The sequence below is a fragment of the Gordonia gummivorans genome (assembly GCF_022513585.1).
GTDB lineage: Bacteria > Actinomycetota > Actinomycetes > Mycobacteriales > Mycobacteriaceae > Gordonia.
This window is the reverse complement of sequence record NZ_JAKWBF010000019.1, coordinates 65,227-88,563: the sequence shown is the minus strand read 5'-3', so window position 1 is coordinate 88,563 and position 23,337 is coordinate 65,227. Positions and strand designations below refer to the sequence as shown.

Here is a 23,337-nt window from a genome sequence, read left to right as displayed (position 1 = left end):
GACACGACGCCTCGCCTAGCGGCTCGGTGTCGGCTCGACCAGCGGGGGGTGCGTGTGGTTGCGGACACAGTCGGGTCGCCAGCCCTTCGAGGCTCCTCGCTAACGCTCGTCGCACCTCAGGGAGCGGAGTGGGGTGCGGACACGGTTGGCTCACCGGGTTTCGACACGCGTCGGGCTCGCTACGCTCGCTCGTCGCTGCTCAACCAGTAGTAGGTGCGCGTCAGCCGCCGAAGATGTCGCGAAGGATCTCGGTCTCGGCGACGCGTTCTTTGTGGGTCGGGGCGGTCGAGGAGACGAGGATGCAGGTGACGCCGGCTTCCTTGAAGGCGGCGACGCGCTCGGCGACGTGGTCGCGGGTGCCGATGAGCGACATCGAGTCGATGAGGTCGTCGGGGACGGCGGCGGCGGCTTCGAGCTTCTTACCGTCGAGGTAGAGGTCTTGGATGATCTTGGCCTCGTCGGGGTAGCCGTAGCGCTGGGCGAGGGTGTTGTAGAAGTTCTTGCCGCGCGCGCCCATACCGCCGATATACAGCGCAGCGTGGTGGCGGACGAGTTCGCGAGCGTTGTGCAGCTGCTCCTCGTCGTCGGAGATGCGGGCGGTCGACTGGACGACGATGCCGAGTTCGCCGAGCGACGGGTCGCGCTTGGCCTTGCCGGCGGCCAGTCCCTCACCGAAGGCCTCGCCGATGCGCTCGGGGTGGAACAGGATCGGCTGGAACTCCTCGAACAGCTCGGCAGCGAGCTCGGTGTTCTTCGGGCCGATCGCGGCGAGCAGCATGGGGATGCGTTCGCGAACAGGGTGATTGATGATCTTCAACGACTTGCCCAGCCCCGATCCGCCGTGCTCCTCGTCGAGCGGCAGGGTGTAGTGCTTGCCCTGGAAGTTCACCTTGTCGCGGCGCCACACCTGACGGCAGATCTCGGCGTGCTCGCGGGCGCGGCCGACGGGGTAGTCGTACTTGACGCCGTGGAAGCCCTCGATGACCTGCGGGCCCGACGCTCCGATGCCCAGCACGGCGCGGCCACCACTGATGTAGTCGAGACCGGCCGCCGTCATGGCGAGGTTGGTGGGTGTGCGCGAGAACATCGGAAGGATGGCGGTCTGCAGTTCCATCTTCTCGGTCTTCGCGGCGATGTAGCCGAGCTGACTGACGGCGTCGAAGCTGTATGCCTCCGGGACCGCGATCCGCTCCACGCCGGCGGCCTCGAAATCGGCGAGATTGTTGATGGTCTCGCGGAAATCCCCGGCGTAGTTGATCGGCATGCCCAGCTTCATCGATGTCATGCCGACGGATTCTTCCACAGCAAACACGCCTTGCCGAGACCCGGCCGAGCGACCGTTCGCTCACGCTTCAGATGGACGCTCGCTGTCGGCAAGATGAACAACTGGTGAACAGTCACACAGGTGAGGCAAACCTGCAGGTCACAATAGGGATTTCGGTCCTCCGAAATTTATGCGGAACCGGCCTCGGCATCGCATGATTATGCCCATGAGCGGAGAGATGCTGATCCTGGTGCTGCTCGTGATCACGGCACTGGGATTTGACTTCACCAACGGATTCCACGACACCGGCAACGCGATGGCGACCTCGATCGCCACCGGCGCCCTCAAACCCAAGGTCGCCGTCGGTATCTCGGCGATCCTCAACCTCGTCGGAGCGTTCCTCTCCGTCGAGGTCGCGGCCACGATCACCAAGGATGTGCTCAACATCCAGTCCAAGTCGGGCGACATCACCGGAGGACTGTCTCCGATCACCGCCCTGCTGATCATCTTCGCGGGCCTCATCGGCGGCATCCTGTGGAACCTCTTCACGTGGCTGTTCGGCCTGCCCTCCTCGTCGTCGCACGCGTTGTTCGGTGGACTGATCGGGTCGGGCATCGCAGCGATCGGCCTGTCCGGCATCAACTGGCACGGCGTGTTTTCCAAGATCATCATCCCGGCCCTCTTCGCGCCGGTGATCGCCTGCTTGGTCGCCGCCTGCGGCACCTGGCTGGTCTTCGCCATCACCAAGAAGGTCGCCGAAGGTCGCAAGGAAGCCGGCTTCCGTTACGGCCAGATCGCGTCGGCGTCGCTGGTCTCCCTCGCACACGGAACCGGTGACGCGCAGAAGACCATGGGTGTCATCGCGATGGCGCTCATCGTGACCGGACACCTCACCAGCGAATCGGTGAGCCACGGTCTGCCGTTCTGGGTGGTCTTCAGCTGTGCTGCCGCGATCGCGATCGGCACCTACCTCGGCGGCTGGCGCATCATCCGCACCCTGGGCAAGGGCCTGGTCGAGATCTCCTCCCCGCAGGGCATGGCGGCGGAAGCGTCGTCGGCCGCGATCATCCTCACCTCGAGCGCTGCCGGTATGGCGCTGTCGACGACGCAGGTCGCCACCGGTTCGATCCTGGGTTCGGGCGTCGGCAAGAAGGGCGCCCAGGTTCGCTGGGCGGTCGCAGCACGTATGGCGGTCGCCTGGGTCACCACGCTCCCGGCCGCCGGGCTTGTCGGCGCGGGCTGCTACTACATCGCTCACCTGATGGGCGACGTCGCGGGCGCGATCACCATCTTCGTGATCCTCATCGCCGCGTCGGGCTACATGTACTGGCGCGCACAGCAGAACAAGATCGACTCCCACAACGTCAACGCCGATTGGGACGAGTCCAGCGACTCGATCATCCCGGCCGACACCTCCGAGCTGAAGACCACCGGCCCGACCACGGTCGCCTGATCTCTCCGACGGACACGAAAGGACTTCTGCTCAGATGGACATCGTCGAATCAATTGTCAAGGTGCTCGTCGTCGGACTGATCTTCGGTGCCGGCCTGCCTGCTCTGTTCGCCATCGGCCTGCGCATACAAGCGGCGGGAACGGCCGACGCCAGCGCGGATGGCACTGTCTCGCACGGCAATCCGGCGCTCCGTGCGGTCGGCTACGCGATCTTCGCGCTGGTCGCGGCGGTCATCATCATCGCCCTGCTGTGGATCACGCGTCAGACGATCTACTACTACTTCGACATCCAGATCTTCCCGAGCCAGTTCTACAAGTAGTCAACCGTTTCGACGAAAGGCACGTGAACGTGGCCGACAGCCCTTCACTGTTCGAATCCGCGATCAACTGGATCCGCACCGGCTATCCCGAAGGCATTCCGCCCACCGAGTTCCCGCCGTTGCTGGCGCTGCTGGTGCGTGTGCTCGATGAAGAGGACGTCACGACGGTCGCGCTGACCCTGGCGCGCGAGTACGGCGTCGACCAGCCGGTCACCGAAGAACAGATCGCCGGCGCGATCGAGAAGGTCACCAACGACGAGCCCACCGCCGACGAGATCAATCAGGTCGCGGGTCGTCTGGCCGCCGCAGGCTGGCCGTTGTCGGCAGTTCCTGCAGGTCGATAGTCTTTGACCAACGCTCGTGCGCAGCGCGAGCAACTGTCTTGCCCCGGGGAGGCAATACAATGGCGCCAATGCCGCCCTGCCCTCATCACGAGGGTGAACTCACCGATTGGGGGGATGGATCGTGGATCGACCACAATTGCTCAAACGCATCGTGGAGTGGTTGCGCGCCGGCTACCCCGACGGCGTCCCCCAGGGCGACTACATCCCCTTGGTCGCGATTCTGCGTCGCCAGCTGAGTGAGGACGAGGTCGAGACCGTCTCGTCCGACCTGATCCGCGAGTCTCCCCCACCGCCGGAACCCATCTCCAAGATCGACGCCGGGGTGAAGATCACCGAGGTCACCCACGAACTGCCGCACGAGGACGACATCGCCCGCGTTCGCCGGCACCTCGAAGAAGCCGGGTGGCCCTTCGACGACGAACCGCTGTCCAACGGGCATTCCGACGACCCCGAGCCCGGTCCGGATCACGACGACTGAGGTGAGTGCGACCCACGTTCTGCAAGCCCTGACCCTGCCGTCGGGGCCCTTGGTGCTCGACTCGCGTGCGGAGTTGTCGGCGATGCTCGACGGTGGTCGGGCGTATCTGCCGGTTCCCGACGATCCAGTTGCTGCTGAACGTCTTGGGTCCGCGCTGGGCGTCGGGGAGCCGATCCCCGACGAGCTGTCCCTGGTGATCTCGACGTCGGGGTCGACGGGCACTCCAAAAGGGGCACAACACACTTCGACGACGCTGCGAGCCTCTGCCGCGGCCACGGCTGCTCACCTCGGTGGTCCCGGGAATTGGTTGCTCGCACTGCCGCCGCATCACATCGCCGGACTGCAAGTGTTGTTGCGCGCCTTGGCGAATGGGTACACGCCGGTTGTGTTGGATGTGGGTGGCGGGTTTGACGTTTCCGCCTATGTTGAGGCTCTTGCGTCTCTTGACGGGCCGCGGCGGTACACGTCGTTGGTGCCGACGCAGTTGATCAAGGTGCTCTCCTCCCCCGCCGCTGTCGCTGCGTCGCGCGAGTTGGATGCGATTCTCGTCGGCGGTGCTGCCACCCCGGAGCCGTTGCAGCGCAGGGCGTTAGATGCGGGACTGCGCATTGTGCGGACGTATGGGATGAGCGAGACTGCGGGCGGATGCGTCTACGACGGTGTGCCGTTGCCCGGGGTCGAGGTGCGCATCGTCGACGCCGGATCGGATGGGGTCGGGCGCGTCGAGCTGTCGGGGCCGATGGTCGCGCACGGGTATCGGAATCTGCCCGACCATCCCGCGTTCGCGTCGCCCGGATGGTTCCGCACCGACGATCTGGGGGTCGTGGTCGACGGGCTGCTGCGGATCGTCGGCCGCGCCGACGACGCCATCTCCACCGGCGGACTCACCGTCGTACCGCAGGTGGTGGAAGCGGTGATCGCCGACGACCCGGCCGTCGCCGAATGCGCGGTGGTCGGGGTCCCCGACGAGCGGCTGGGCGAAAAGGTGGTGGCATTTGTGGTCGTCGCTGCTGGAGAGCGGTTGGACGACAAGCGGATTCGTACTTTGGTTGCCGAGCGGTTGGAGAAATTCGCGGCACCCCGGGAGGTCGTCGAGGTGTCGGAATTGCCGTTGCGCGGACCCGGCAAGGTGGATCGCGCGGCGTTGAAGGCGCGGTTCGCTTGATGGCGTGCCGCGAAACCGCGACTATATGATGCTGGCTCTTCAAGCCTTCCGCGAGCAGCTAGCTTTCGTCAACCTTCTTCATCGCGGCACCCAACAGCAGGCGGCAGAACAGCCAACCCGAAATGAATCCGACGCCAAATCCTCCGATCATGACACCGCCGACGAATGTCGCAGTTCCATCACCAGGTTCGGTACCCATGTTGGCAGCCAGTGAAGTCGAGAAATCGACTATGAAATCTCCGATTGCACGAAACTGGACGAGACTTACGCCGACCAGGACCGTAGTCAGCCAATCGCTGATCTTCTCGAGGTTCGTGTTCGCATCGATTTTGCTAGCCAGATCCTGGCTGGTACTCGCTGTCGCGCTGTGCGACCTCGATCGTGGAACACCAAAAATGAAGCCGAGCAGACCTCCGACGAGCGTCGCCGACAACAAGACTGAACATGGAACAACAGCTTCTGCCTTCCATCGGGCGAAGATGCCGCATGCGACCAATCCGCCCGCGATCGACACGACCACGAATCCAAGAAGCCAGTAGGCCATCTCTTTGGAGGGATCAATCGGATTACCTCCAACAGGCGGGGACTGTGCGACACGTCGTCCGAGCAGTGCCCCAACGAAGCCGACAGTAATCAGTCCAAGAGCGATTGCCGAGGCGGTTGCGCCGCTTGGCCAACGAGCGGTCATACCCCATGCAATAACCGCAATTAGAGAAACCGTGCACGCCACAAGCGCATTCTTCAGCATGTCCCTCTACCTTCTTGTCCGAACGGCGTCGAGATTCTGATCTTCATCGGAGGCTGTCCACCTCGATTACTAGGAGCCATTACAGCGCATTTACCACCGTGGGGTAGATGCTTTACCAAGGTCGGCGTCCAATTACGTCTCCGGCTGATGCTCGGCAATCCAACGTGCCCGCCAGTTGCGTCTGATCGAGCCACCGATAGGCGAGAATTCAGCCTTGCTTGAACGCACGTGCCCTCTGTGACACCACGCCAGCGCCAATTACGGCATCCAAACAGTTGGTCAGTCCGCGGAACGTGACCTGCAATCCGACAGTGGCAGTGTCCAATCACTGTCGGTCTCGTGACACGATGATGCAATGGCAACCGCATCGCAGTGGATCCAGGGCGCACGTCCTCGGACGCTCCCGAATGCCGTGGCACCCGTCGTCGCCGGTGTGGGCGCCGCGCTGCGGATAGACGACATCTCGTGGTGGAAGGCCGGGCTCGCACTGGTGGTGTCCTTGGCGCTGATCGTCGGCGTGAACTTCGCGAACGACTACTCCGACGGCATCCGTGGCACCGACGACGACCGGGTGGGTCCGATGCGGCTGGTCGGGTCGGGTGCGGCGAGCCCCGGCGCCGTGAAGTCGGCCGCGTTCATCTGCTTCGGGATCGCGGCGGTCGCGGGATTGGTGCTGGCGGTGACCACGGCGTGGTGGCTGGTGGCGGTCGGCGCCGTGGCGATCGCGGGCGCGTGGTTCTACACAGGCGGCAAACGCCCGTACGGGTACATCGGGCTGGGTGAGGTCGCGGTCTTCGTGTTCTTCGGGCTGGTCGCTGTGCTCGGCACGCAGTTCGTGACGGTCGGGTCGGTCGACTGGGCCGGCTTGGCCTCGGCGGTAGCTGTCGGGTCGTTCTCCACAGCGGTGTTGGTGGTGAACAACTTGCGCGACATCCCCAGTGACAGCGAGTCGGGCAAGATCACTCTCGCCGTGCGACTCGGTGATGCGGGAACCCGACGGCTCTACACCGAACTGTTGCTGGTGCCGTTCGTCATGACCGTCGTGCTGGTGTTGGCGACGTGGTGGGCGTTGGTCGGACTGCTCGTGGTGCCGCTGGTGTGGGTGGCCCTGCGACCAGTCCGTGCGGGTGCCCTGGGACCGGCGCTGATTCCCTCGCTCGGCGCGACCGGGCAGGCGATGCTGGCGTGGTCGGTGGTGACAGCGGTGGCGTTGGCGTTGGGCTGAGCCCGGCCGATTTCGTCCGATCGACGGTACCGGGTCGGTCTGGCGGCGTGATCGAATCAGCTCACTGAGTTCAACTCGAGGAGGGCAAGTGAGTGTGATTCGAAGGTCTGCAATCGCGATGCTGGTCGCGTTGTCGATAGCTGTGGGTGGGGCAACCGTGGCGACGCCACCCGCACAGGCAAGTACGGGCTGGATCTACATTTCGTTCCCCAAGTGGTTGGGCAACTGCCCGGCCGGCGGCTCGGTGTTCGCCATTCTCGCCGCTGTCGGCAACACGTGGACCACGGGCGGCAAATTCGACTGGGGCGATGACCTCGTTTACGCGAAGGTCAATCTGAACAAGTCTCAACAAGTCAGCGCTCAGGTGTGGTGCGCGAAGAAGCCCGGGAAGACCAAGCCGGAGCGCTTCCCCATTTCCCACGCTGTCACACAGAGCATCAAGCCCACTCGCAATGGTCAGACCGTGTGGGTCGGTCTTTCGGGGGTCCGTTACTGATCTCGATCTGAGCAGATGAATTGAGCCGAACGAGAATGGACGCTGCCGACGGCAGCGTCCATTCTCGTTTCAGTTGGACCGGATGACTACACCCCGGCCTCGACCTCCGGCAACGATGCCAGCACTGCGGCCTTGAGATCGTCGGCGTTGGTGGCCGAATCGATCACGGCGCGCGACGCGGCGTCGGCGGTGTCGATGATGCCGAGCAGCAGGTACTCGGCCCGCAGCGAGCGGTCGCCGCGCTCACGCGCGATCTCCACTGCCTTGCCAAATGCCTCCCGGGTCTCCTTGGCGAAGCGTGGTCGCGAACCCCGGCCGCGCGGGCCGCGGCGTCCGCGTCCGGCTTCCCAGGGGTTGCCGGCCTCGTCGTCGAACCCCGGGCCGAACGGTCCGCCCTGACCGAAACCACGGGGGCCGAAACCACCGGGGCCGGACCCAAAGCCGGGCCCACCGGGACCGAATCCACCGCGGGCTTCATGTCCGTGTCCGTGGTGACCGCGCCGCCCACGTCCACGACCGCGGGGTCCGCAGCCGTCGGGTCCACTGCCGTCGGATCCCCTGCGACGTCCGCGTCCCCGCGGTTCACGCTCTCCCCAGCCTTCGCTGAGGTCTTCGCCGAAGCGATCGCGTACCGCGGAACGCAGCTTGTCGAGGTCGATGCCAATGCCGCGCAGGGCTTCTCGGTCTTCGTCGTACCGCTGCTGGGCGGTTTCCTCGGCGGCCTGATCGTCGGCGGCCTCGGACTCCTCGGAATCCTGCTGGGCATGGAACTCCCGCACCACGTCCCGCGCGCCGGCCAGCGTCAGCCCCTGCTCACCCAGCAGGGCGAACAGCGGACTGCGCGCATTGCACAGCATCCCGAGGATCAGGTGATCGTTTCCGAGGTGGTTGTGGGACAGGTCGCTCGCCTCTTGGACGGCGAACCCGATCATCATCTTGTCGTCTCGTGTGAACTGACCAAACATGGTTGTTACTCCTTCTCGGCCCGATCGCGGGCCTCACGTTGTGAATGTTTCTGATGCACGGCCTGGCGGCTGATCTGCAGTACCTCCGCGATCGCCTGCCAGCTCCAGCCCGCGCTGCGGGCGTTGGCCACGTGGATGTCTTCCAACCGGTCGGCCAGTGTGCGCAAGGCACGGACCGCGGCGAGACCCTCAGCCGGATCACCACTCGTGGCAGCGCCGGTCAGGTCGCCTTGGGCCTGATCTGAGTTGTTCTCGTCGTCGTGCATGATGTCAGGTTATCTTGACAGGTCGAGGATGTCAATAATTCTTGACGACCGGGTTTGAGGTCCTTCGAATGCATGTGTTGAGCTGGTCTTACAGCGCGTCGAGATCGATGACGAGGTCGACGGGACCGGCCATCTGATAGGTGCCGGCGTGCGCCTCGCCGCGGTATCCGGCCGGGGTCAGCTCGAGTGCTGTCATCGCGCGATCGGCGGGGTCGACGATCCAATAGAACCGGATGCCCGCCTCCGCGTACTCGCTGAGCTTGGTCACGCGATCGGTCCGTCGCGACCCCGGGGAGATCACCTCGATGACCACGAGGACATCGGTAACGGCCACGGCATCGTCGGCGGTGGCCGTGCAGACCACGACGTCGGGCACTCGGACGGTCGGCGGAGGCCGGTGAACGACGACGATCTCCACCTCCGGCAACGCTTCCAGGTCAGCCGGCAGCTGAGAGGCGAGTTGGGTCAGCAACCGAGCAATGACGCGCGCATGCGTCTTGCCGGGTCGGGGCGAGCGGATGTGCACGCCTTCCTGAAGTTCGCTCCGAGCGCCCTCGTCGACCGGCAACGCACGCCAATCATCCAGCGAGAGAAGCCGGGGTCCGTTCATGCTTTCGAGGATAGCCATCAACGCCCGTGGGCTGTGGACAATTCTGCCGAGGCTGTCTCATACGACGCTAGTCTCAAGCCATCGACAGACGGGGGGAATCACAATGACACCGACACCTGTGATGGTCGACCCATCCGAACTACGCACAGCTGCACGAAATTTCGATGTCACCATGGGCTTCGGAGGACCGGAGTGGCCCCCGACGTCGGCACGGGCGCGGCAGGAGTTCATGTTCGCCGGGACCGGCCTGGACGGGCTGCAGACTCGTGCTGCGCTACGCGAGTGCATGGATGGCGTCGCGTCGGCGATCGCGGTGATCGGTGGACGACGGTCGGCGTGGAAATCGTTGCTCGAGCGCGCCGCCGACGAGTACACCGGCACCGATATGTCGGCGGCCAACAGGCTTGCCGCACTGGGGGATCTGAATCGTCCCCCGCGAGGACGCTGAGGTGGCCCTCACCAAGGAGCAGGTCTACGCCCTGGACTTCTCGAACATGCCGCCCGCCGCGAAGGCGGCCTCCAGCTATGCCACCTCGACCGCCCACGACGCCAGGACCACCCGCGACACCATCTTCGGACTCGACTGGTCGGGCGGAGCGCGGACTGTCGCAACCGACCGCGCGGCAAGGGAATACACGCAGCTGAACCGGTTGTCGGCAGCTTTCACCTCACTGTCCACGACCATCATGCGCGGGCATACGGCGATGTCGGATCTGGCCGGGGATCTGAAGCAGACCGCGTCGGCCTACGAGGCGGACAGTTATCGCGTCGACAGCGACTGGTCGGTGCGTGACACGTACAACTACGCGACGGCGGAGCAGGTCGCCGGCGACGACCGGATCGCGATCGATGCTCTACGAAAACTCAAGGCGGCACGCGCGCGGATTGCGAGCAATGGGCAACGCACACTGCAGAAGTGGGCGTCGGACCTCGGTGCCGCAGATTTGCGAACGGCAGCGGCGATACGGGCCGCACTCGCCCGACTCGGCGAGATGGCGCCGCCCGCTGCGGGTTTGAGTGCGGGCTTGGCACGAGACATCGTCGACGCCCTCCTGCGCGGCGGTGCCCTGACCCCCGAACAGATGGCAGCACTCCGGGCAGCCTGCACCTTGCCACCCGAACGGCTCCGGGCCTTGAGGCTCGGACGGCCGGTCGACATCCCGCAGGGGCAGTATGACTTCCTCCGCGCGTTGGCCGCAGGCCTGAACGGCAAGTCAGTTGCCGTGATCACCAATCTCGGCTCGGGCGACCAGAAGCGCGAGATCCAACGATTCCTCGCCAACGGCATGCAGATGGTCAGCGCACCACAACTGACGACACGCGGCGGCGATCGCGGCGGGATGCGCGTGGTGCCCGCATCGATTCGAAGTTTGCTGACGGACAATCTGGTTCAGGGAGTCCACCAGCACCAATCGGGCCAATACGGCACGGAAACTACCGACCGTCTCCGCGTCCCACGGATCAAAGAGCTCCAGTTGCTGACGGAGTTCCTCCAACAGGGCGATCGCGGGCTCCGACTCGGCACCGACATCGACCGAGGCCTCTTCAAACAAGCTTCGGAGATCGCCGGGGCCGTCGGCAAGAAGCCGATGAGTATCGAAGGAGCGGGCCTCATCCTGACAGCCGATCAGACAACCGACCTGCTCAACCGAACCTTCCAACTCGCCGGCCAGGACACGACTGCCGTCCACGACTTCATCACCGGCCAGAACATGGACGTCACCATGCCCGACGGTGCGCACTACAACGCCGACCATCATCTGGATGCGCTGTTCCAGTATCAGTGGGGCGACAAGCCCGGCGGGATCGACAGCCTGTTCTCGTGGATCGGAGAGAGCGCCGGTGCACGCGACAATCCTTTCCTCGCACGCGAAGCCGCCGAATCGGCGACTGCTCTGGGGCACTACTTCGGCGACAAGACCAACGTCGCCATCGGGCAGGATCTCGGTCTCGGGAGCCCGCACCTCACTCAGACTCTGGCCAGATCGTTCGCGCCGTATCTGGGCGACTTCGCCGGCACGTTCTACGATCTCGGCATTCCCAAGTACGGCGCGGGAGAGCTGTCGCAGATCGAATTGCAACGTGTCTTCTCGACACTCAACTCGGACCCCACAGCGGCCGGCATGGCACACCGAGCAGGCACGCAGTGGCAGCTCTACCTCGCATATCAGGCGGGGGCCCACGACGCTCCACAACTCGGGAAGGTGGTCGGGTTCTTGGGCGCCGCGATGAAGGAGGGCTGGACCACCGAGTGGGCACATCTCAAGGAAAGCGCGTACCAGGGACAAATGGCCGAGTACGAACACGACATGAAAGCGGCAGCTCTGACCCGGAACTTGATCTCAGCGATCCCCCACCCGGCGATCCCCGTCATCAATGCGCTCGTACCACCGGACCTTGAACAGTCGATCTTCGGTCCCCCGCCTAATCCCGATGAAATAGAAGGCAAAGAACTTAAAGAATACAAGACGGAGCCTACGTTCAATGATCCGAATGAGTTCAATTTTGTGTACTTCGCCGGCGTGTTGAGCACACACCCAGGACTTCGCCAGCAATTCGAGGCGTGCCTGGACGAGAACGGAGTCCTCGACTGGAAGCTGTTGGACCAGTATGACGATCATGGCGGCAAATACACGAAATGGATTGGCGAGAACATGACCAAATCCGGTTGGGAAAAGGTGTACAACGATGGTGCCAGAGCGCCGGACAATCCGAGCCAACCGCTTCCCGGAACGATTCCGGCACTTCCGCCGGACGACCGGAATCCTGGTGCCGGGCCCGGGGGATGATCACCGGGTGGTGTCTTCGAGGCTCCTCGCGGGAGTGCCTCCAACAACGCACGTCGACCCACCTCCGCTCCCTGAGGTGCTCGAGGCGCTAGCCGAGAGCCTCGAAGGGCTGGTGAGACAGGGCAATTGGGCGGCCATGCAGCGACCGTCACGAGGCCTTCGAGGCTCCTCGCTAGCGCTCGTCGCACCTCAGGCAGCGAAATTTCGGGTCGAAGATATACCTTCAACTACTAGGAGTCACATGTCGATCGAACTCGAGGGGTTGTCGCCGCTCATCGTCGCAGCGCTGAAGTCGCCGCCCGGAACCACGCGGGAGGATCTCGTGCGCGAGTTCCCGGAGCTCGACCCCGATCGGGCCGACGAGGACGAATTTCAACGACGCTATGCCGACGCCAGATACGCATGGCACCAACGGAACTCGTGGGAGCAGATGCCCGAGGAGGTCGATCGGGAGATCGTCGAACAGATCCGTGCGGAGATGGGCCACCAAGCCAAGTCCGCTACTCGCTGAGGATCGACTCGCTGATGTTCATCCGCGCCGCCCGCATCGCGGGCACCAGGGCGCCGACCAGACACAGCACGACGGCAGCGCCGACGAAGATCAGGATCGTCGGCCTGGGTGCGTAGATGACCTCGAGAGCCGTTGTGGCACTGAGGATGCGATTGCTCAACAGGTGAAGTGCTGTGCCGAGGATCAATCCGAGGGCGGATCCGACCAGCGCCACGGCAGCCGCTTCGGCCAGCACCATGCGGGACACGAACTTTCGCGAGGCCCCCATAGCACGAAGGACGCCGAGCTCGCGTCGTCGTTCGATCACCGACAGCAGCAGAGTGTTCAACAGGGCCACCGCTGCGGCGGCCGCCACGATCCACTGGATCGCGATGGTGAACGCTCCTGCTTGTTGCACCTGGTCCTGCGTCGCCTTGAGCGCTTGCGCACCGGTGTAGACGCTGACCGGCTTGCCGCCAGTGCCTGGATGCGCGACAGCGATCTGTTCGAGACGTCCACGGATAGCAGCCTCGTCGGCATCCGGATCCGTCAGCACCTGCAGGTACGTGTCGCCGGATCGGGAGAACCACTGCGCCATCAAAGCATTGGATATCGCTCCGGTCCCCGATCCGATGGAGACATAGTCGACGGTGTCGCGCACCACCAGTTCGTGATAGCCGGTGGGGGTGGCCAACCGAACGGTGTCGCCGACCCCGGCATCGAGCACACGCGCCAACACGTTCGACAACAGGATGCCGTCACCCGCGAGTACCTGACGCACCGCGTCGGCGGATGCCTTGCGCATGAACGGTGCCTTGGATCCCGGCTCGATGCCCTGGATCAGCGCGCGGTCGGGACCGATGTTCACCGTCGCCCACTGGCCGCCGATCACCTCGTTGACTCCGGGAATCTGCTCGGCCTGCGCCTTGATCTCCGGTGCGAGGATCGGGCCCACCGGCACCTCGTCGGCCGTCGCCGATGACACGTAGAAGTCGGGATCGCCGAGGCCGTCGAGGGAGCTCGAGATGGACGAGATCATATTGTCCAGTGCGCCAGAGGTTCCCATGCCGACGGCGATCGCGACGGCCACGGTCATCAGGGTCGCCCAGGCCCGCCGCGGCGAGCGTTCGGTGTTCACCGACGCCAACTGGCCGGGTCCACGGAACCACCGCGCGACGCGCACCACCACCCAGCACAGCGGCGCACTCAGCGCGAAACACAGCAACAGTGCACCGATCGCATAGACAGCGCCTGCGAGAATCGCTGGGCGGCCGGGCACTTCCTGCACGATCACCCATGAACCGATCAGGGTCGCGAGCCCGGCCACGGCCGCGATGATCACCGCCGGTCCGCGTCGGGCGTGGGCGTCGGCGACCTCGCCGGGCACCATCGCCTCCACGGGAGACACCGCGAACACCGACCGCGCAGCCAGCGTCGTCGCACCGACACAGGCGATCACACACGCCAGCACCGCTATCACCGGCGCGTACCAGGGTAAGTGGTAGGCAATCTCCGGCAACGCCGACGATGCCGAAGGTGCGGGCAACTGGCTGATGGCAGCGCGGCCGGCCAGAATGCCCAGCGGCACACCGATCACGCCACCGACGAGGCCGAAGATCGCGGCCTCCCCGAGGAGATCGCCAACGAGATGCGACCGCCGGGCTCCGAGAGCACGAATCATGGCCAACGAACTGCGCCGTGACGCTACCGCCATGTTCATCGTGTTGAACACCAGAAACGCGGCAATCACCAACGACACCAACGAGACCAGCAGCGTCGAATCACGGGTCACGGAGCTCGCCTGCTCCACCTGCTCGGCACGGAATCCCGGGTCCACCACGACCGCTCGGCCGTCGACGATGCGCTCCACCTCGCCACGAAGACGGTTGGTGTCGGCGCCGGGCTGCGCGACGATGAGGATCGAGTCCACACGACCGTCCAGACCGGTGAGCTGTTGCGCCAGGCCGAGATAGGCGAACACGAAGTTGCCGTTGTTGAGTGCCGCCGATTGTGCACCGTCGACCACATCCACCACGGTCACGTCAATGTCGTTGATGCGCAGCTGCTGTCCCTTGCGCAGGCCCGCACCCGCACCCGCGACGATGCCCGAGTCGAGGTTCTCGGCGAGTGCACCGGACGACGTTCCCGCGGCGTCGCGCAGATCGCTCGACAGCGCAGTCGCGCGGAGATCCGAGCCGAGCAGGATGATCGACTTGCCCTCGACCACAATCGAATTGCGAATCAGCGGGACCACCGACTTGGCGTCGGGTAGGCCACGTTTGATCTCGCCGACCAGGTTCGCGTCGACGCCGGAGTCGGCGATCGCGGCGACCTCGACCTGAGCGGCACCGGTGATGGCATTGTTGAACTCGCGCACCGACTGCGTCATCGATCCGTAGGTGCCCAGCACCGCGATCAGCAGCGCCGACGCCACGATCACCACCGACAACGACGTCACGACGCGGAGTCGGTGCGTGCGGATCTCCCGGAGATTCAGCACGCGGATGCGCGTGAATCCCGTGAGGAATCCGCGCATCAGGCGATCTTTCCGTCGGCGACGGTGATCGTACGGTCGGCCACGCCGGCCGCCTTGGGGTCGTGGGTGACCATCACGACGAGCCGGTCGGGTGCGTCGTGCGCGACGTCGGCGAGGAGGTCCAACACCGATGCACCGGTCTTCGAGTCGAGATTGCCGGTCGGTTCGTCGGCGAGCAGGATCGTCGGGTCCATGATCAGCGACCGCGCGATGGCCACGCGCTGCATCTGCCCGCCGGACAACTCCGACGGCCGGTGGTCGACGCGGTCACCGAGCCCGACCTGTTCGAGCAACTCGACGGCGCGCGGCTTGGCCTTGCGCAGCGATCGGTTGTCGAGCAGACGCGGCAACGCGACGTTCTCCCACGCCGACATCGTCGGGACCAGATTGAAGAACTGGAACACGAAGCCCACGCGCGTGCGCCGGAAGGCCGACGCCGACTCGTCGTCGAGGCTGCCGAGGTCCACACCGTCGACGGTGATGGTGCCCGACGTCGGGGTGTCCAGTGCACCCAGAATGTGCAGAAGCGTGCTCTTTCCTGCCCCAGACGGCCCGACGATGGAGACGAACTGCCCACCGTCGATGCTCAGATTCAGGCCGTCGAGCGCCCGGACGGTCTGCTCCCCCATCTGGTACTCACGCACCAGATCGACCGCCTCAACGAGCGGCCCTTCCCCACCAGCGGACATTCACGGATGGTAGCGCACCCAGTCGACGGTCATTCGTGCCGGAAAGTCGGTCGCTGGACTGACCGGACCGGGCCAACGCCCACCCACCGCCAGGTTGAGCAGGACATACATCGGTTTGTCGAACACCCAACGCCCGTTGGCAGGAAGCGTCGCGGGAGTGTAGACACTGATCACCTTGCCATCGATCAGCATCGCGATCATGCCGCGCGACCGATACACGCCATACACGTGGAAGTCGTCGGACTGCCCCGCAAATTCGCCGGCCATCGTCTTCTGCCAATGACCACCGGTCGTCGTGGGCCCGTGCAGAGCGGTGTGCCAGCTGGCTCCGTCGTTGACGAACTCCATGATGTCGATCTCGCCGGATGCCGGGTACCCGACCGTCGCGATGTCAGTGCCAAGCAGCCAGAACGCGGGATGCAAGCCGGTGCCGCGCGGTGTCGCGATCCGGGCTTCGATGAGGCCGGTCGTGAAGGCGAACTTGCCTCGCGTCGTCAAACGGGCAGAGGTATAGGTGTTCCCTGAACGGCGCGCTTCGATGACCAGGCGGCCCTGTCCGTCCAGTCGGGAATTGGAGCGATCATTGGTATAGACCTGCTTCTCATCGTTGCCCCAACCGCCACCGCCGACGTCGTAGGTCCAGACCGAGGGATCCGGTGCTGCTCCGGCCGCGCCGTTGAACTCCTCTGACACCGCAGCTGACGCCACCGGAACCAGGCGCGGCGCACCTTGGGCCGGAGGCACGCCAAGAATCGGCACGAGAGCCGATAAGGCAATCGCCGACACTGCGACGGCGAGCCCACGTAGGCCGTAAGACTCTGCGGATGAACTCATTTCGATCCTCCGGAGGCAGCGTCGGTCACCTTGTACGAATCTCCGACGACGCGCAGATGTAGAGGGGTCAGCCGATCCGGGATCGCCGCCCCAGTGGTGCGTCCACGGACGTAGCCGAATGTCGTCGTGAGCAGACCACCGGCCAAGACCACGGTCTGCGCTGCAAGATCCACGCGCTGCCGGACACCAGCGCTCGTCCCGACCACCCGACTCAATCGACCGAGAATCCCGCGCGGCAAAACGTACATGGTGTACCGGCGCTCGCTCTGTAATCCGTCCGCGCTACCGACGAGTCCAGACACCGCCGCTTTGGAGATCCCCTCCGCGTGGCACCGGCGCAGAAAGTACCGAATCGTCACGCGATCGGCACTCACCCGGTGTCCTACTGACGCGGCAGGAACGTGCATCATCCGTGCGCCCGGCCTGCGCTGGCGGATGCGGATGCACAGCTCGGTTTCCTCGCACCCCAGTGGAGTCTTGCCGACGCGTCCAAGGCCCGTATGGAAGCCTTCCGCGGCCATCACGTCGTCTCGGCGAAGGGACATGTTGGCGCCGATGAAGTTCCGGACCTCCGCAACCTCGGTCGGCGAACCGGTGTAACTGCAACCGACGACCCAGTTGAACTCCGAAGGGAACCAGCCCGGACGTACGCGATCGGGCCACCGCGGACGGACGTGTCCGCCTACCCCGCGAACATCGTCCGAATCGTAGGCTGCGACGAGTTCGGCCAACCATTCGCGGTCGGCTGCCGCATCGTCGTCGAGAAACGCGACGATGGCCGTAGTGGCCCGCGCGACGCCCGAGTTCCGAGCCCCGGACAGGCCGCGCGGCCCGGTGCTGTGGATCACCGTCACCATCGATTGGAAATCACACCGCCACACGAACGCGGTCAACTCGTCGGCCAACGGCCGATTGTGGTCTACGACCACCAGACACTCTGCCGGTTTCAGCGACTGTCGCACAACGGATTTGATCGCGTCGCAGATGTCGTTCCACCGATCATGGGTGTACGCACAGATGATGACGGTGACGTCAGCGCCACCCAGAGCCCCCGAACTCATGCGACTAAGTATGCGCCGAGAACGGCTTGGCATCGACCTGCAGGTGCTTGCAAGTGAGAGCAATCACAGCAGAGGGTCACATGCATTTGATTGCATGTACGCGTAACTAACTGCCCCCCAAGTGATTACGTCAATTCTTCACCCCGAAGAGCCGAATCGGGAAAACAATCGCGCCGATTTACGGAGTTGCGCCCAACCCCGGAAGGCCTCACTCTTGACCTCGGGTGAGATGGCCACTGCGGTGGGAGATTTCGCCCGACACACCGGCGACATCGATGCCGCACCGCGCGGACATCGGCTGTTCACCGCCTATTAACCAGCATCCTATTTCGGGGGAATGAGGAATGCGCCTTCCACATCGTGATGTCTCCGTCATCGTGCCGACTCGGAACGAGGCGAAGAACCTTCCATATGTTGCCAAACGCATGCCGGACGGCATAGCGGAGATCATCGTCGTCGACGGTGGCTCGACCGACGGCACGCTCGACGTCGCTCGATCGCTCTGGCCACACGCACGCCTGATCCAGCAGACCCGCAAGGGCAAGGGTAATGCCCTGGCCTGCGGTTTTGCGGCCGCCAAGGGCGAGATCATCGTCATGATCGATGCCGACGGTTCCACGGACGCCGCCGAGATCCCGATGTTCGTCCAAGCGCTCTGCGATGGTGCCGACTTCGCCAAGGGTTCCCGTTTCACCTACCGTGGCGGTAGCTCCGACATCACCCGCTTGCGCCGCTTGGGCAACCTGGGACTCAACGGCATCGTCAACCATCTCTACTCGGCCCGCTTCACCGACCTCTGCTACGGCTACAACGCCTTCTGGCGTCATTGCCTACCGATCATCGACATGCCCGACCCAGCACTCACCGAGGCACAGTGGGGCGACGGCTTCGAGGTCGAAACCTTGATGAACATTCGGGTGGCGCGTTCGGGCCTCAAGATCGCCGAGGTGGCCAGCTACGAGCGTGACCGCATCCATGGCGAGAGCAATCTGAACGCAGTCAGCGACGGAATCCGGGTTCTGCGAACCATCTTCGACGAGAGGGTGGCGGTCGAGAAGACGGCCGAGCCCGCTCCGGCAACACCCAATCGGGTTGGCGCGATGCGTGTTCGGCTGGGCCGGGCCATCGCCGGAACCGACAACCTCGAGGTCGCAGGCGCGGCCTGAGGTTTCACCCACCCCGACCGGGGTGTTGCGGACACAGAAGACCACCGCGGGCTCGCACATGCCGACATGTGCGAGCGGTTCCGCGATGCTTGCCTCTGTGCGGTCTGCCAAGGAGGTAGCACGATCGCCACAACAATCGAGCCAGCAGCAACTTTGCCTGCGGTCGACGACTCTGCAGTGTCCGGCAATGGCCGGGCATCAGAACCGTTGATTGCCGGCGCTTCCGGTGCACTGGCCCTATGCACATTCTTCGACATACCCCCCACGCTGCGGCTCCTGCTGCTCTTGCCACTGATCCTGGCCGGGTTCGGCGCAGCAGTATGTGTTCCGGTACGTCCGGCCACCCACCTGAAGCTGGCGCTGTATCCGGCACTCGGTCTCGCCGCACCTATCGCGCTGGGCACGGTCCTGGTCTGGGTTGGGTGGTATTCCGCTGCGGCGGTGACCATCACGCTCGCCACCGTGTGCCTGGCGTCGAGTGCAGTCGCCCTGCGAACGGAGCAGCGCCGAACCGAGGCCATTGAACTGGTGCAGCGTTCAGTGCTGGGTTGCGTCCCGGCAATGGCAGCACTGTGGTCCCGACGAACGGCGGCATTGGGAGTGGCCGCAGTCCTCTGGGTGACCGGCCTGATGACACTGTGGCGGACCGAATTCGGCTTGTTCGGCCTGATGTTCACGGTGGGCGGCGTGTTGCTTGCTGTGTGTCTCGCCACCCTGATCTGCGTCTTTGTTGCCTGCCTCGTCGCCGACGACACACCCGGTGCGGTGATCACGATCCTCGGGACCATCGTCGCCATCCGAGTGACGGCGACATTGCTGACCGATGTACCGATCTACTCCTGGACCTACAAGCACATCGGGTTGGTCGACTACATCAGCAAGGAGTCAACCCTCCCTCCCAGTTTCATCGACATCTACTCGAGTTGGCCCGGATTCTTTGTCGGCGGCGCCTGGTTCAGTGACACCACCGGAATTGCCCCAACGGACGTCGCGCACTGGTTTGCTCCGGCGACCCATGTGCTCCTCGCCTTGTCCATCTGGGGTCTCGGTCGGGCGCTCGGCGGATCAACGAAGGCCGCCCTGATCGCGGTGATGTGCGCGGAGCTCGTCAATTGGGTTGGCCAAGACTACTATTCGCCGCAGGCGATCGCGATGATCATTGCGATCACCGTGCTGGCGCTCTTGGTCGGTTCCAAGACCGACACCGGTACCGCGTACTACGCTCTGCCACTGTTCGCCGTTGTCGTCGTGACCCACCAGTTGACTCCGGTCTGGTTGCTCATCTGCGTTGTTCTCCTCACCCTGCTCAACCGTGTCAGGCCGATCTGGTTCGTCGGAGCGTTCATTGCGATATTCGGGGCGTTCATCGTGCCTCGCATACCGTGGATTGTTCACTACGGTGGTTTTACCGGGGCGAATCCGTTGAAGAACTCGAAGACGAATCTGCCCAACCTTCCTGGTGACTCATTGGCGCGCACCGTGCTTCAGGATGTCGACCGTGCGGTGTTCCTCACCGTGTGGGCTGCCGCCGCAATTGCCTTCATCTATCTGTGGCGACATGGGCGTCGGGACCTTGCACTTCCAGTGATAGCGTTCTCGCCCGGACTCCTGCTCGGCGGCCAGAGCTATGGGGGCGAGGCGATATTCCGCGTCCTGTTGTACTCGTTGGTCGGATGTTCGGTCCTGGTGGGCATCGCTGCCGACAAAGCCCTGTTCGGACCCGCGGGGGGACCCGAGAGGACGCGAGGTTTCACGCTGAGGCGCAAGGCCGTCGTGATGGCGGTCGCGATGAGTATCGTCGGCGTCAGTGCCCTGCACAGCTATTACGGTGGCTGGTCTTACATCCAGTTGACCCGTGGGCAAGTGAGCATGAGTCAGAAGATTCTTGCCGAAGCAGAGCCGTCCACAGTGATCGTCCAGATCGGGCCTTCTGGATGGCCGCCGAGGGCAACAGCCGACTACGTTCGCCTTGCTGAGGCCAACCCTGGCTACGACAAGGCACTGATCTTCCTCAAAGAGTCTATGGCCCGGGGCTTTCCGACCCCAGAAGACATGCGATTCCTGGTCAGACTCGGGGCAGGGACCGGGGGAAAGTTCTACCTCGTCCTGCCTCGCCAGATGTCGGCGTACAGCGACTACTTTGGTTACTTCCGCAAGGGCGCAATCGAAATCCTCGTCTCCCTTCTGGACGAGAATCCCAACTTCGTCCGATTCCACACCGATGCCGACACCATCATCTTCATGTACCACCACACCCCTACGGACCGTGAGCCGTGGTGACTGGTCGAAGCCATCTATCAAGGGGGACAATTATTTTCACCAAAACCACCGCGGCCGCGCGGCGATACGTGACGACACTGTTCGCCACGCCGAACGGAGCCAAGGGAACCCCTGCATTGCTGATCGCCGGCGTCCTGATAGTCACAGCGGGGCTTGCGATTACCGGCTCGGTGGCGGCCTCAGCGGCCGACAAGGAGTCGCGAGACCGCTTTCAGGTCGATCCGAACCTCCGGATCGTGTCGTCCGACGAGTTCAACGGCTCGGCGGGGGCGCTGCCGAGCGCACGGCTGTGGAACATCAGACAAGGTGGCGGAGGATGGGGAAACCGCGAAAAGCAGGTGTACACGGCGTCTCCCAACAATCTCTCGCTGGACGGTAGCGGGAATCTGCGTATCGTGGCGCGGCGAGACGGCAGCCAGGTGACATCTGCCCGGATCGACAGCAACGGCAAGATGGGAATGTCTGCCGGGGTCCTTGCGGTCCGGGCGAAACTTCCGGAAGGCCAGGGCATTCACCCGGCGATCTGGATGCTCGGGTCGAGCATCGACGTCGTCGGCTATCCGGAATCCGGCGAGATCGACATCTTCGAACTCGCCAACACCTGGCCGAACAACTCGGTTGGCGCCATCGGCCCCCGCACCAACCTCGCCGACAAGACGCCGTGGAAGGTGCAGAAGGCGGTACCGCCCAGTCAACTCGGAGACCCCGACGGCTATCACGTCTACTGGGTGGATCGCACGAAAGGCCATATCAGAATCGGTATCGATGGTCACGAGGTCTTCACGGTCGGACTCGAGGACCTACCGCCACAGTCGGTCTGGGTGATGGACGATCCGTTCTTCCTGGTGCTCAATGTCGCCGTGGGCGGCGACTGGCCGGGCGCTGCCGGCATCGGTGCGCTGCCGGCAGAGATGAGCGTCGACTGGGTGAGGTTGTACGGGTGAACGACCTCCTCAGCGACTCTCGCCACTGCTCCGAGCCAATCCGTGTTCTGGTGCTGGACCAAGGCCCAGGACTGTGGGGTGCTCAGAAATACCTGCTGCGCTTGCATCCGCTCCTGGCTGCGATGGGGATCGAGTTCACGCTTGGGTGCCCACCCGATCTCGAGCAGTATCGCTACTGGCACGATCACGACCTGCCAGTTGTGCCGATGCCACTTCCCGTCGAACGGTCGATCCGCGACGGCGGAAGAATCAGCCTTCGCCGGACAATCTCCGAGGCCGGCCGATCGGCGTCGACACCGCGTCGCATCGCCCGTGAAGTCCGGAGCGGCGGTTACCAACTCGTGCTCGCCAACTCACACTGGACCCACCTCGACGCGGCTGTCGCAGCCCGCATGTGGGGTGTACGAACGGTACTGACACTTCACGAGACACCGGTGCCGGGAGTTGGCGCCGGACTTCGTGACGTTGCCATCGCATCCGCCAATCACTCAATTGCGGTGAGCAACTCGGTAGCCGACACGGTGGCCGCCCGGCTGCGACGGCGGGTGACGGTGATTCAGAACGGAGTCGACACCGCTCGTTTCGCCCCGGCCTCCGGTGACGCGGTGAGACGCAGGATTCGCGCCGAGGCGGGTCTGTCGGTTGACCGGCCGATCGTGCTGGCAGCGACCCGGCTGGATCCGAGCAAGCACATCGAGGATCTCATCGTGCTTGCCGACGCCATCGGTCATGCGGCGACGGTGGTTGTCGCCGGTTCCACCAGTGCCTACCCCGAGTACGAGGCCCAAATGTGTTCTCGTGCCTCCGCCTTGCCCGAACCCGCAATTCGATTCCTCGGCGCGCGCAACGACGTTGCGGATCTGTTGGCAGCCGCCGATGTCTTCGTGCACACGGGCCTCGTCGAAGGAATGCCGCTGGGCTTGGTCGAGGCACAGGCGACCGGCGTTCCGGTGGTGGCCTACGAGGCAGCCGGCGTTCGCGAAGCTCTGCGCGACAACGTATCTGGTTATGTCATCGCGCCTCGGGATCGTGCGGGGCTGACCCAAGCGGTCACCAGGCTGTTGGGTTCGGTGGAGACCCGACGATCCTTTTCCGCGGCGGCTCGCGATCATGCCCTTGCGCATCACGGCATCGACTCACAGGCGGCGGCGAACGCGGCCGTCCTGCGCAGGCTCGCGAAGCCTCGCGAGCACGCAGGCCCCGGGAGGCGGTGAC

The 23,337-nt window shown here is 64.3% G+C and carries 23 protein-coding genes; 14 read left to right on the top strand and 9 right to left on the bottom strand.

Going from position 1 to position 23,337, the window contains the following annotated elements:
• Window positions 1-220: 220 nt before the first annotated feature.
• The gene (locus MKW15_RS15080) at window positions 221-1,285 is read right to left on the bottom strand and encodes an LLM class F420-dependent oxidoreductase (protein WP_240859670.1); all 1,065 of its coding nucleotides are present in this window, start codon (window positions 1,283-1,285) and stop codon (window positions 221-223) included.
• Between the two features lie 205 nt (window positions 1,286-1,490).
• Between MKW15_RS15080 and MKW15_RS15075 the strand changes: the two genes are divergently transcribed.
• The 5 genes from MKW15_RS15075 to menE all read left to right on the top strand — a co-directional run bounded on the left by MKW15_RS15075 (window position 1,491) and on the right by menE (window position 5,023).
• A complete protein-coding gene (locus tag MKW15_RS15075) occupies window positions 1,491-2,717 on the top strand; it encodes an inorganic phosphate transporter (protein WP_240859664.1) in 1,227 nt (408 codons plus the stop codon).
• A gap of 34 nt (window positions 2,718-2,751) precedes the next feature.
• Window positions 2,752-3,036: a hypothetical protein gene (locus MKW15_RS15070; RefSeq protein WP_240859662.1), complete on the top strand. Its 285-nt coding sequence runs from the start codon at window positions 2,752-2,754 to the stop codon at window positions 3,034-3,036.
• Window positions 3,037-3,065: 29 nt separating this feature from the next.
• A complete protein-coding gene (locus MKW15_RS15065; RefSeq protein WP_240859660.1) occupies window positions 3,066-3,380 on the top strand; it encodes a DUF3349 domain-containing protein in 315 nt (104 codons plus the stop codon).
• A 121-nt stretch (window positions 3,381-3,501) separates the two neighbouring features.
• Window positions 3,502-3,858, top strand: coding sequence for a DUF3349 domain-containing protein (locus MKW15_RS15060; protein WP_240859658.1), 357 nt, complete (start codon window positions 3,502-3,504; stop codon window positions 3,856-3,858).
• An 82-nt stretch (window positions 3,859-3,940) separates the two neighbouring features.
• Window positions 3,941-5,023: an o-succinylbenzoate--CoA ligase gene (menE, locus tag MKW15_RS15055; protein ID WP_240859710.1), complete on the top strand. Its 1,083-nt coding sequence runs from the start codon at window positions 3,941-3,943 to the stop codon at window positions 5,021-5,023.
• 58 nt (window positions 5,024-5,081) lie between these two features.
• Here the strand turns inward: menE and MKW15_RS15050 are convergent, their stop codons facing one another.
• A complete protein-coding gene (locus tag MKW15_RS15050) occupies window positions 5,082-5,771 on the bottom strand; it encodes a hypothetical protein (RefSeq protein ID WP_240859657.1) in 690 nt (229 codons plus the stop codon).
• A gap of 355 nt (window positions 5,772-6,126) precedes the next feature.
• Here MKW15_RS15050 and MKW15_RS15045 point away from each other — a divergent pair, with 355 nt between their 5' ends.
• On the top strand, window positions 6,127-6,996 hold the full coding sequence (locus MKW15_RS15045) for a 1,4-dihydroxy-2-naphthoate polyprenyltransferase (protein ID WP_240859656.1): 870 nt from the start codon (window positions 6,127-6,129) through the stop codon (window positions 6,994-6,996).
• 88 nt (window positions 6,997-7,084) lie between these two features.
• Window positions 7,085-7,492, top strand: coding sequence for a hypothetical protein (locus MKW15_RS15040; protein WP_240859647.1), 408 nt, complete (start codon window positions 7,085-7,087; stop codon window positions 7,490-7,492).
• A gap of 86 nt (window positions 7,493-7,578) precedes the next feature.
• Here MKW15_RS15040 and MKW15_RS15035 read toward each other — a convergent pair whose 3' ends face one another.
• From MKW15_RS15035 to MKW15_RS15025, 3 genes are all read right to left on the bottom strand, one after another.
• Window positions 7,579-8,457 carry a Clp protease N-terminal domain-containing protein gene (locus MKW15_RS15035; protein ID WP_240859645.1) on the bottom strand — a complete coding sequence of 293 codons (879 nt, stop codon included), beginning with the start codon at window positions 8,455-8,457 and terminating at the stop codon, window positions 7,579-7,581.
• 5 nt (window positions 8,458-8,462) lie between these two features.
• A complete protein-coding gene (locus MKW15_RS15030; RefSeq protein ID WP_240859643.1) occupies window positions 8,463-8,723 on the bottom strand; it encodes a helix-turn-helix domain-containing protein in 261 nt (86 codons plus the stop codon).
• A gap of 88 nt (window positions 8,724-8,811) precedes the next feature.
• Window positions 8,812-9,333 carry a Uma2 family endonuclease gene (locus MKW15_RS15025; RefSeq protein WP_240859641.1) on the bottom strand — a complete coding sequence of 174 codons (522 nt, stop codon included), beginning with the start codon at window positions 9,331-9,333 and terminating at the stop codon, window positions 8,812-8,814.
• 103 nt (window positions 9,334-9,436) lie between these two features.
• Between MKW15_RS15025 and MKW15_RS15020 the strand changes: the two genes are divergently transcribed.
• The 3 genes from MKW15_RS15020 to MKW15_RS15010 all read left to right on the top strand — a co-directional run bounded on the left by MKW15_RS15020 (window position 9,437) and on the right by MKW15_RS15010 (window position 12,633).
• Window positions 9,437-9,781, top strand: a complete 345-nt coding sequence (locus MKW15_RS15020; RefSeq protein WP_240859640.1) for a hypothetical protein — start codon at window positions 9,437-9,439, stop codon at window positions 9,779-9,781.
• A 1-nt stretch (window position 9,782) separates the two neighbouring features.
• On the top strand, window positions 9,783-12,122 hold the full coding sequence (locus MKW15_RS15015) for a TPR repeat domain-containing protein (RefSeq protein WP_240859632.1): 2,340 nt from the start codon (window positions 9,783-9,785) through the stop codon (window positions 12,120-12,122).
• Window positions 12,123-12,363: 241 nt separating this feature from the next.
• The gene (locus MKW15_RS15010) at window positions 12,364-12,633 is read left to right on the top strand and encodes a hypothetical protein (protein ID WP_240859630.1); all 270 of its coding nucleotides are present in this window, start codon (window positions 12,364-12,366) and stop codon (window positions 12,631-12,633) included.
• On the opposite strand, the gene MKW15_RS15005 is transcribed toward MKW15_RS15010, so the two are convergent.
• From MKW15_RS15005 to MKW15_RS14990, 4 genes are read right to left on the bottom strand one after another with little or no spacing between them, the layout of a single operon-like run.
• Window positions 12,623-15,148 carry an FtsX-like permease family protein gene (locus tag MKW15_RS15005; RefSeq protein WP_240859628.1) on the bottom strand — a complete coding sequence of 842 codons (2,526 nt, stop codon included), beginning with the start codon at window positions 15,146-15,148 and terminating at the stop codon, window positions 12,623-12,625. The genes MKW15_RS15010 and MKW15_RS15005 overlap by 11 nt on opposite strands.
• The gene (locus tag MKW15_RS15000) at window positions 15,148-15,837 is read right to left on the bottom strand and encodes an ABC transporter ATP-binding protein (protein WP_240859627.1); all 690 of its coding nucleotides are present in this window, start codon (window positions 15,835-15,837) and stop codon (window positions 15,148-15,150) included. The genes MKW15_RS15005 and MKW15_RS15000 overlap by 1 nt, the downstream gene beginning before the upstream one ends.
• Window positions 15,838-16,671 carry a glycoside hydrolase family 16 protein gene (locus MKW15_RS14995; RefSeq protein ID WP_240859625.1) on the bottom strand — a complete coding sequence of 278 codons (834 nt, stop codon included), beginning with the start codon at window positions 16,669-16,671 and terminating at the stop codon, window positions 15,838-15,840. It abuts the gene before it with no gap.
• Entirely contained in the window at window positions 16,668-17,732 is a 1,065-nt protein-coding gene (locus MKW15_RS14990; protein WP_240859622.1) for a glycosyltransferase family 2 protein, read from the bottom strand. The genes MKW15_RS14995 and MKW15_RS14990 overlap by 4 nt, the downstream gene beginning before the upstream one ends.
• A gap of 344 nt (window positions 17,733-18,076) precedes the next feature.
• Here MKW15_RS14990 and MKW15_RS14985 point away from each other — a divergent pair, with 344 nt between their 5' ends.
• The 4 genes from MKW15_RS14985 (at window position 18,077) to MKW15_RS14970 (ending at window position 23,336) form a co-directional block, all read left to right on the top strand.
• Entirely contained in the window at window positions 18,077-18,898 is an 822-nt protein-coding gene (locus MKW15_RS14985) for a glycosyltransferase family 2 protein (protein ID WP_240859620.1), read from the top strand.
• 177 nt (window positions 18,899-19,075) lie between these two features.
• Complete coding sequence (locus MKW15_RS14980) at window positions 19,076-21,178, top strand: hypothetical protein (protein WP_240859618.1); 2,103 nt, start codon at window positions 19,076-19,078, stop codon at window positions 21,176-21,178.
• A 68-nt stretch (window positions 21,179-21,246) separates the two neighbouring features.
• Window positions 21,247-22,122, top strand: coding sequence for a glycoside hydrolase family 16 protein (locus MKW15_RS14975; RefSeq protein WP_240859617.1), 876 nt, complete (start codon window positions 21,247-21,249; stop codon window positions 22,120-22,122).
• Window positions 22,119-23,336, top strand: coding sequence for a glycosyltransferase family 4 protein (locus tag MKW15_RS14970; protein WP_240859616.1), 1,218 nt, complete (start codon window positions 22,119-22,121; stop codon window positions 23,334-23,336). Before MKW15_RS14975 ends, MKW15_RS14970 begins: the two co-directional genes overlap by 4 nt.
• The last annotated feature ends 1 nt before the right edge of the window (window position 23,337 follow it).

Coding starts and splice junctions, on each gene's coding strand:
- MKW15_RS15080 (WP_240859670.1), bottom strand. CDS start 1,285: ATGACATCGATGAAGCTGGGCATGCCGATCAACTACGCCGGGGATTTC.
- MKW15_RS15075 (WP_240859664.1), top strand. CDS start 1,491: ATGAGCGGAGAGATGCTGATCCTGGTGCTGCTCGTGATCACGGCACTG.
- MKW15_RS15070 (WP_240859662.1), top strand. CDS start 2,752: ATGGACATCGTCGAATCAATTGTCAAGGTGCTCGTCGTCGGACTGATC.
- menE (WP_240859710.1), top strand. CDS start 3,941: ATGCTCGACGGTGGTCGGGCGTATCTGCCGGTTCCCGACGATCCAGTT.
- MKW15_RS15050 (WP_240859657.1), bottom strand. CDS start 5,771: ATGCTGAAGAATGCGCTTGTGGCGTGCACGGTTTCTCTAATTGCGGTT.
- MKW15_RS15045 (WP_240859656.1), top strand. CDS start 6,127: ATGGCAACCGCATCGCAGTGGATCCAGGGCGCACGTCCTCGGACGCTC.
- MKW15_RS15035 (WP_240859645.1), bottom strand. CDS start 8,457: ATGTTTGGTCAGTTCACACGAGACGACAAGATGATGATCGGGTTCGCC.
- MKW15_RS15030 (WP_240859643.1), bottom strand. CDS start 8,723: ATGCACGACGACGAGAACAACTCAGATCAGGCCCAAGGCGACCTGACC.
- MKW15_RS15025 (WP_240859641.1), bottom strand. CDS start 9,333: ATGAACGGACCCCGGCTTCTCTCGCTGGATGATTGGCGTGCGTTGCCG.
- MKW15_RS15020 (WP_240859640.1), top strand. CDS start 9,437: ATGACACCGACACCTGTGATGGTCGACCCATCCGAACTACGCACAGCT.
- MKW15_RS15010 (WP_240859630.1), top strand. CDS start 12,364: ATGTCGATCGAACTCGAGGGGTTGTCGCCGCTCATCGTCGCAGCGCTG.
- MKW15_RS15005 (WP_240859628.1), bottom strand. CDS start 15,148: ATGCGCGGATTCCTCACGGGATTCACGCGCATCCGCGTGCTGAATCTC.
- MKW15_RS15000 (WP_240859627.1), bottom strand. CDS start 15,837: ATGTCCGCTGGTGGGGAAGGGCCGCTCGTTGAGGCGGTCGATCTGGTG.
- MKW15_RS14995 (WP_240859625.1), bottom strand. CDS start 16,671: ATGAGTTCATCCGCAGAGTCTTACGGCCTACGTGGGCTCGCCGTCGCA.
- MKW15_RS14990 (WP_240859622.1), bottom strand. CDS start 17,732: ATGAGTTCGGGGGCTCTGGGTGGCGCTGACGTCACCGTCATCATCTGT.
- MKW15_RS14985 (WP_240859620.1), top strand. CDS start 18,077: ATGCGCCTTCCACATCGTGATGTCTCCGTCATCGTGCCGACTCGGAAC.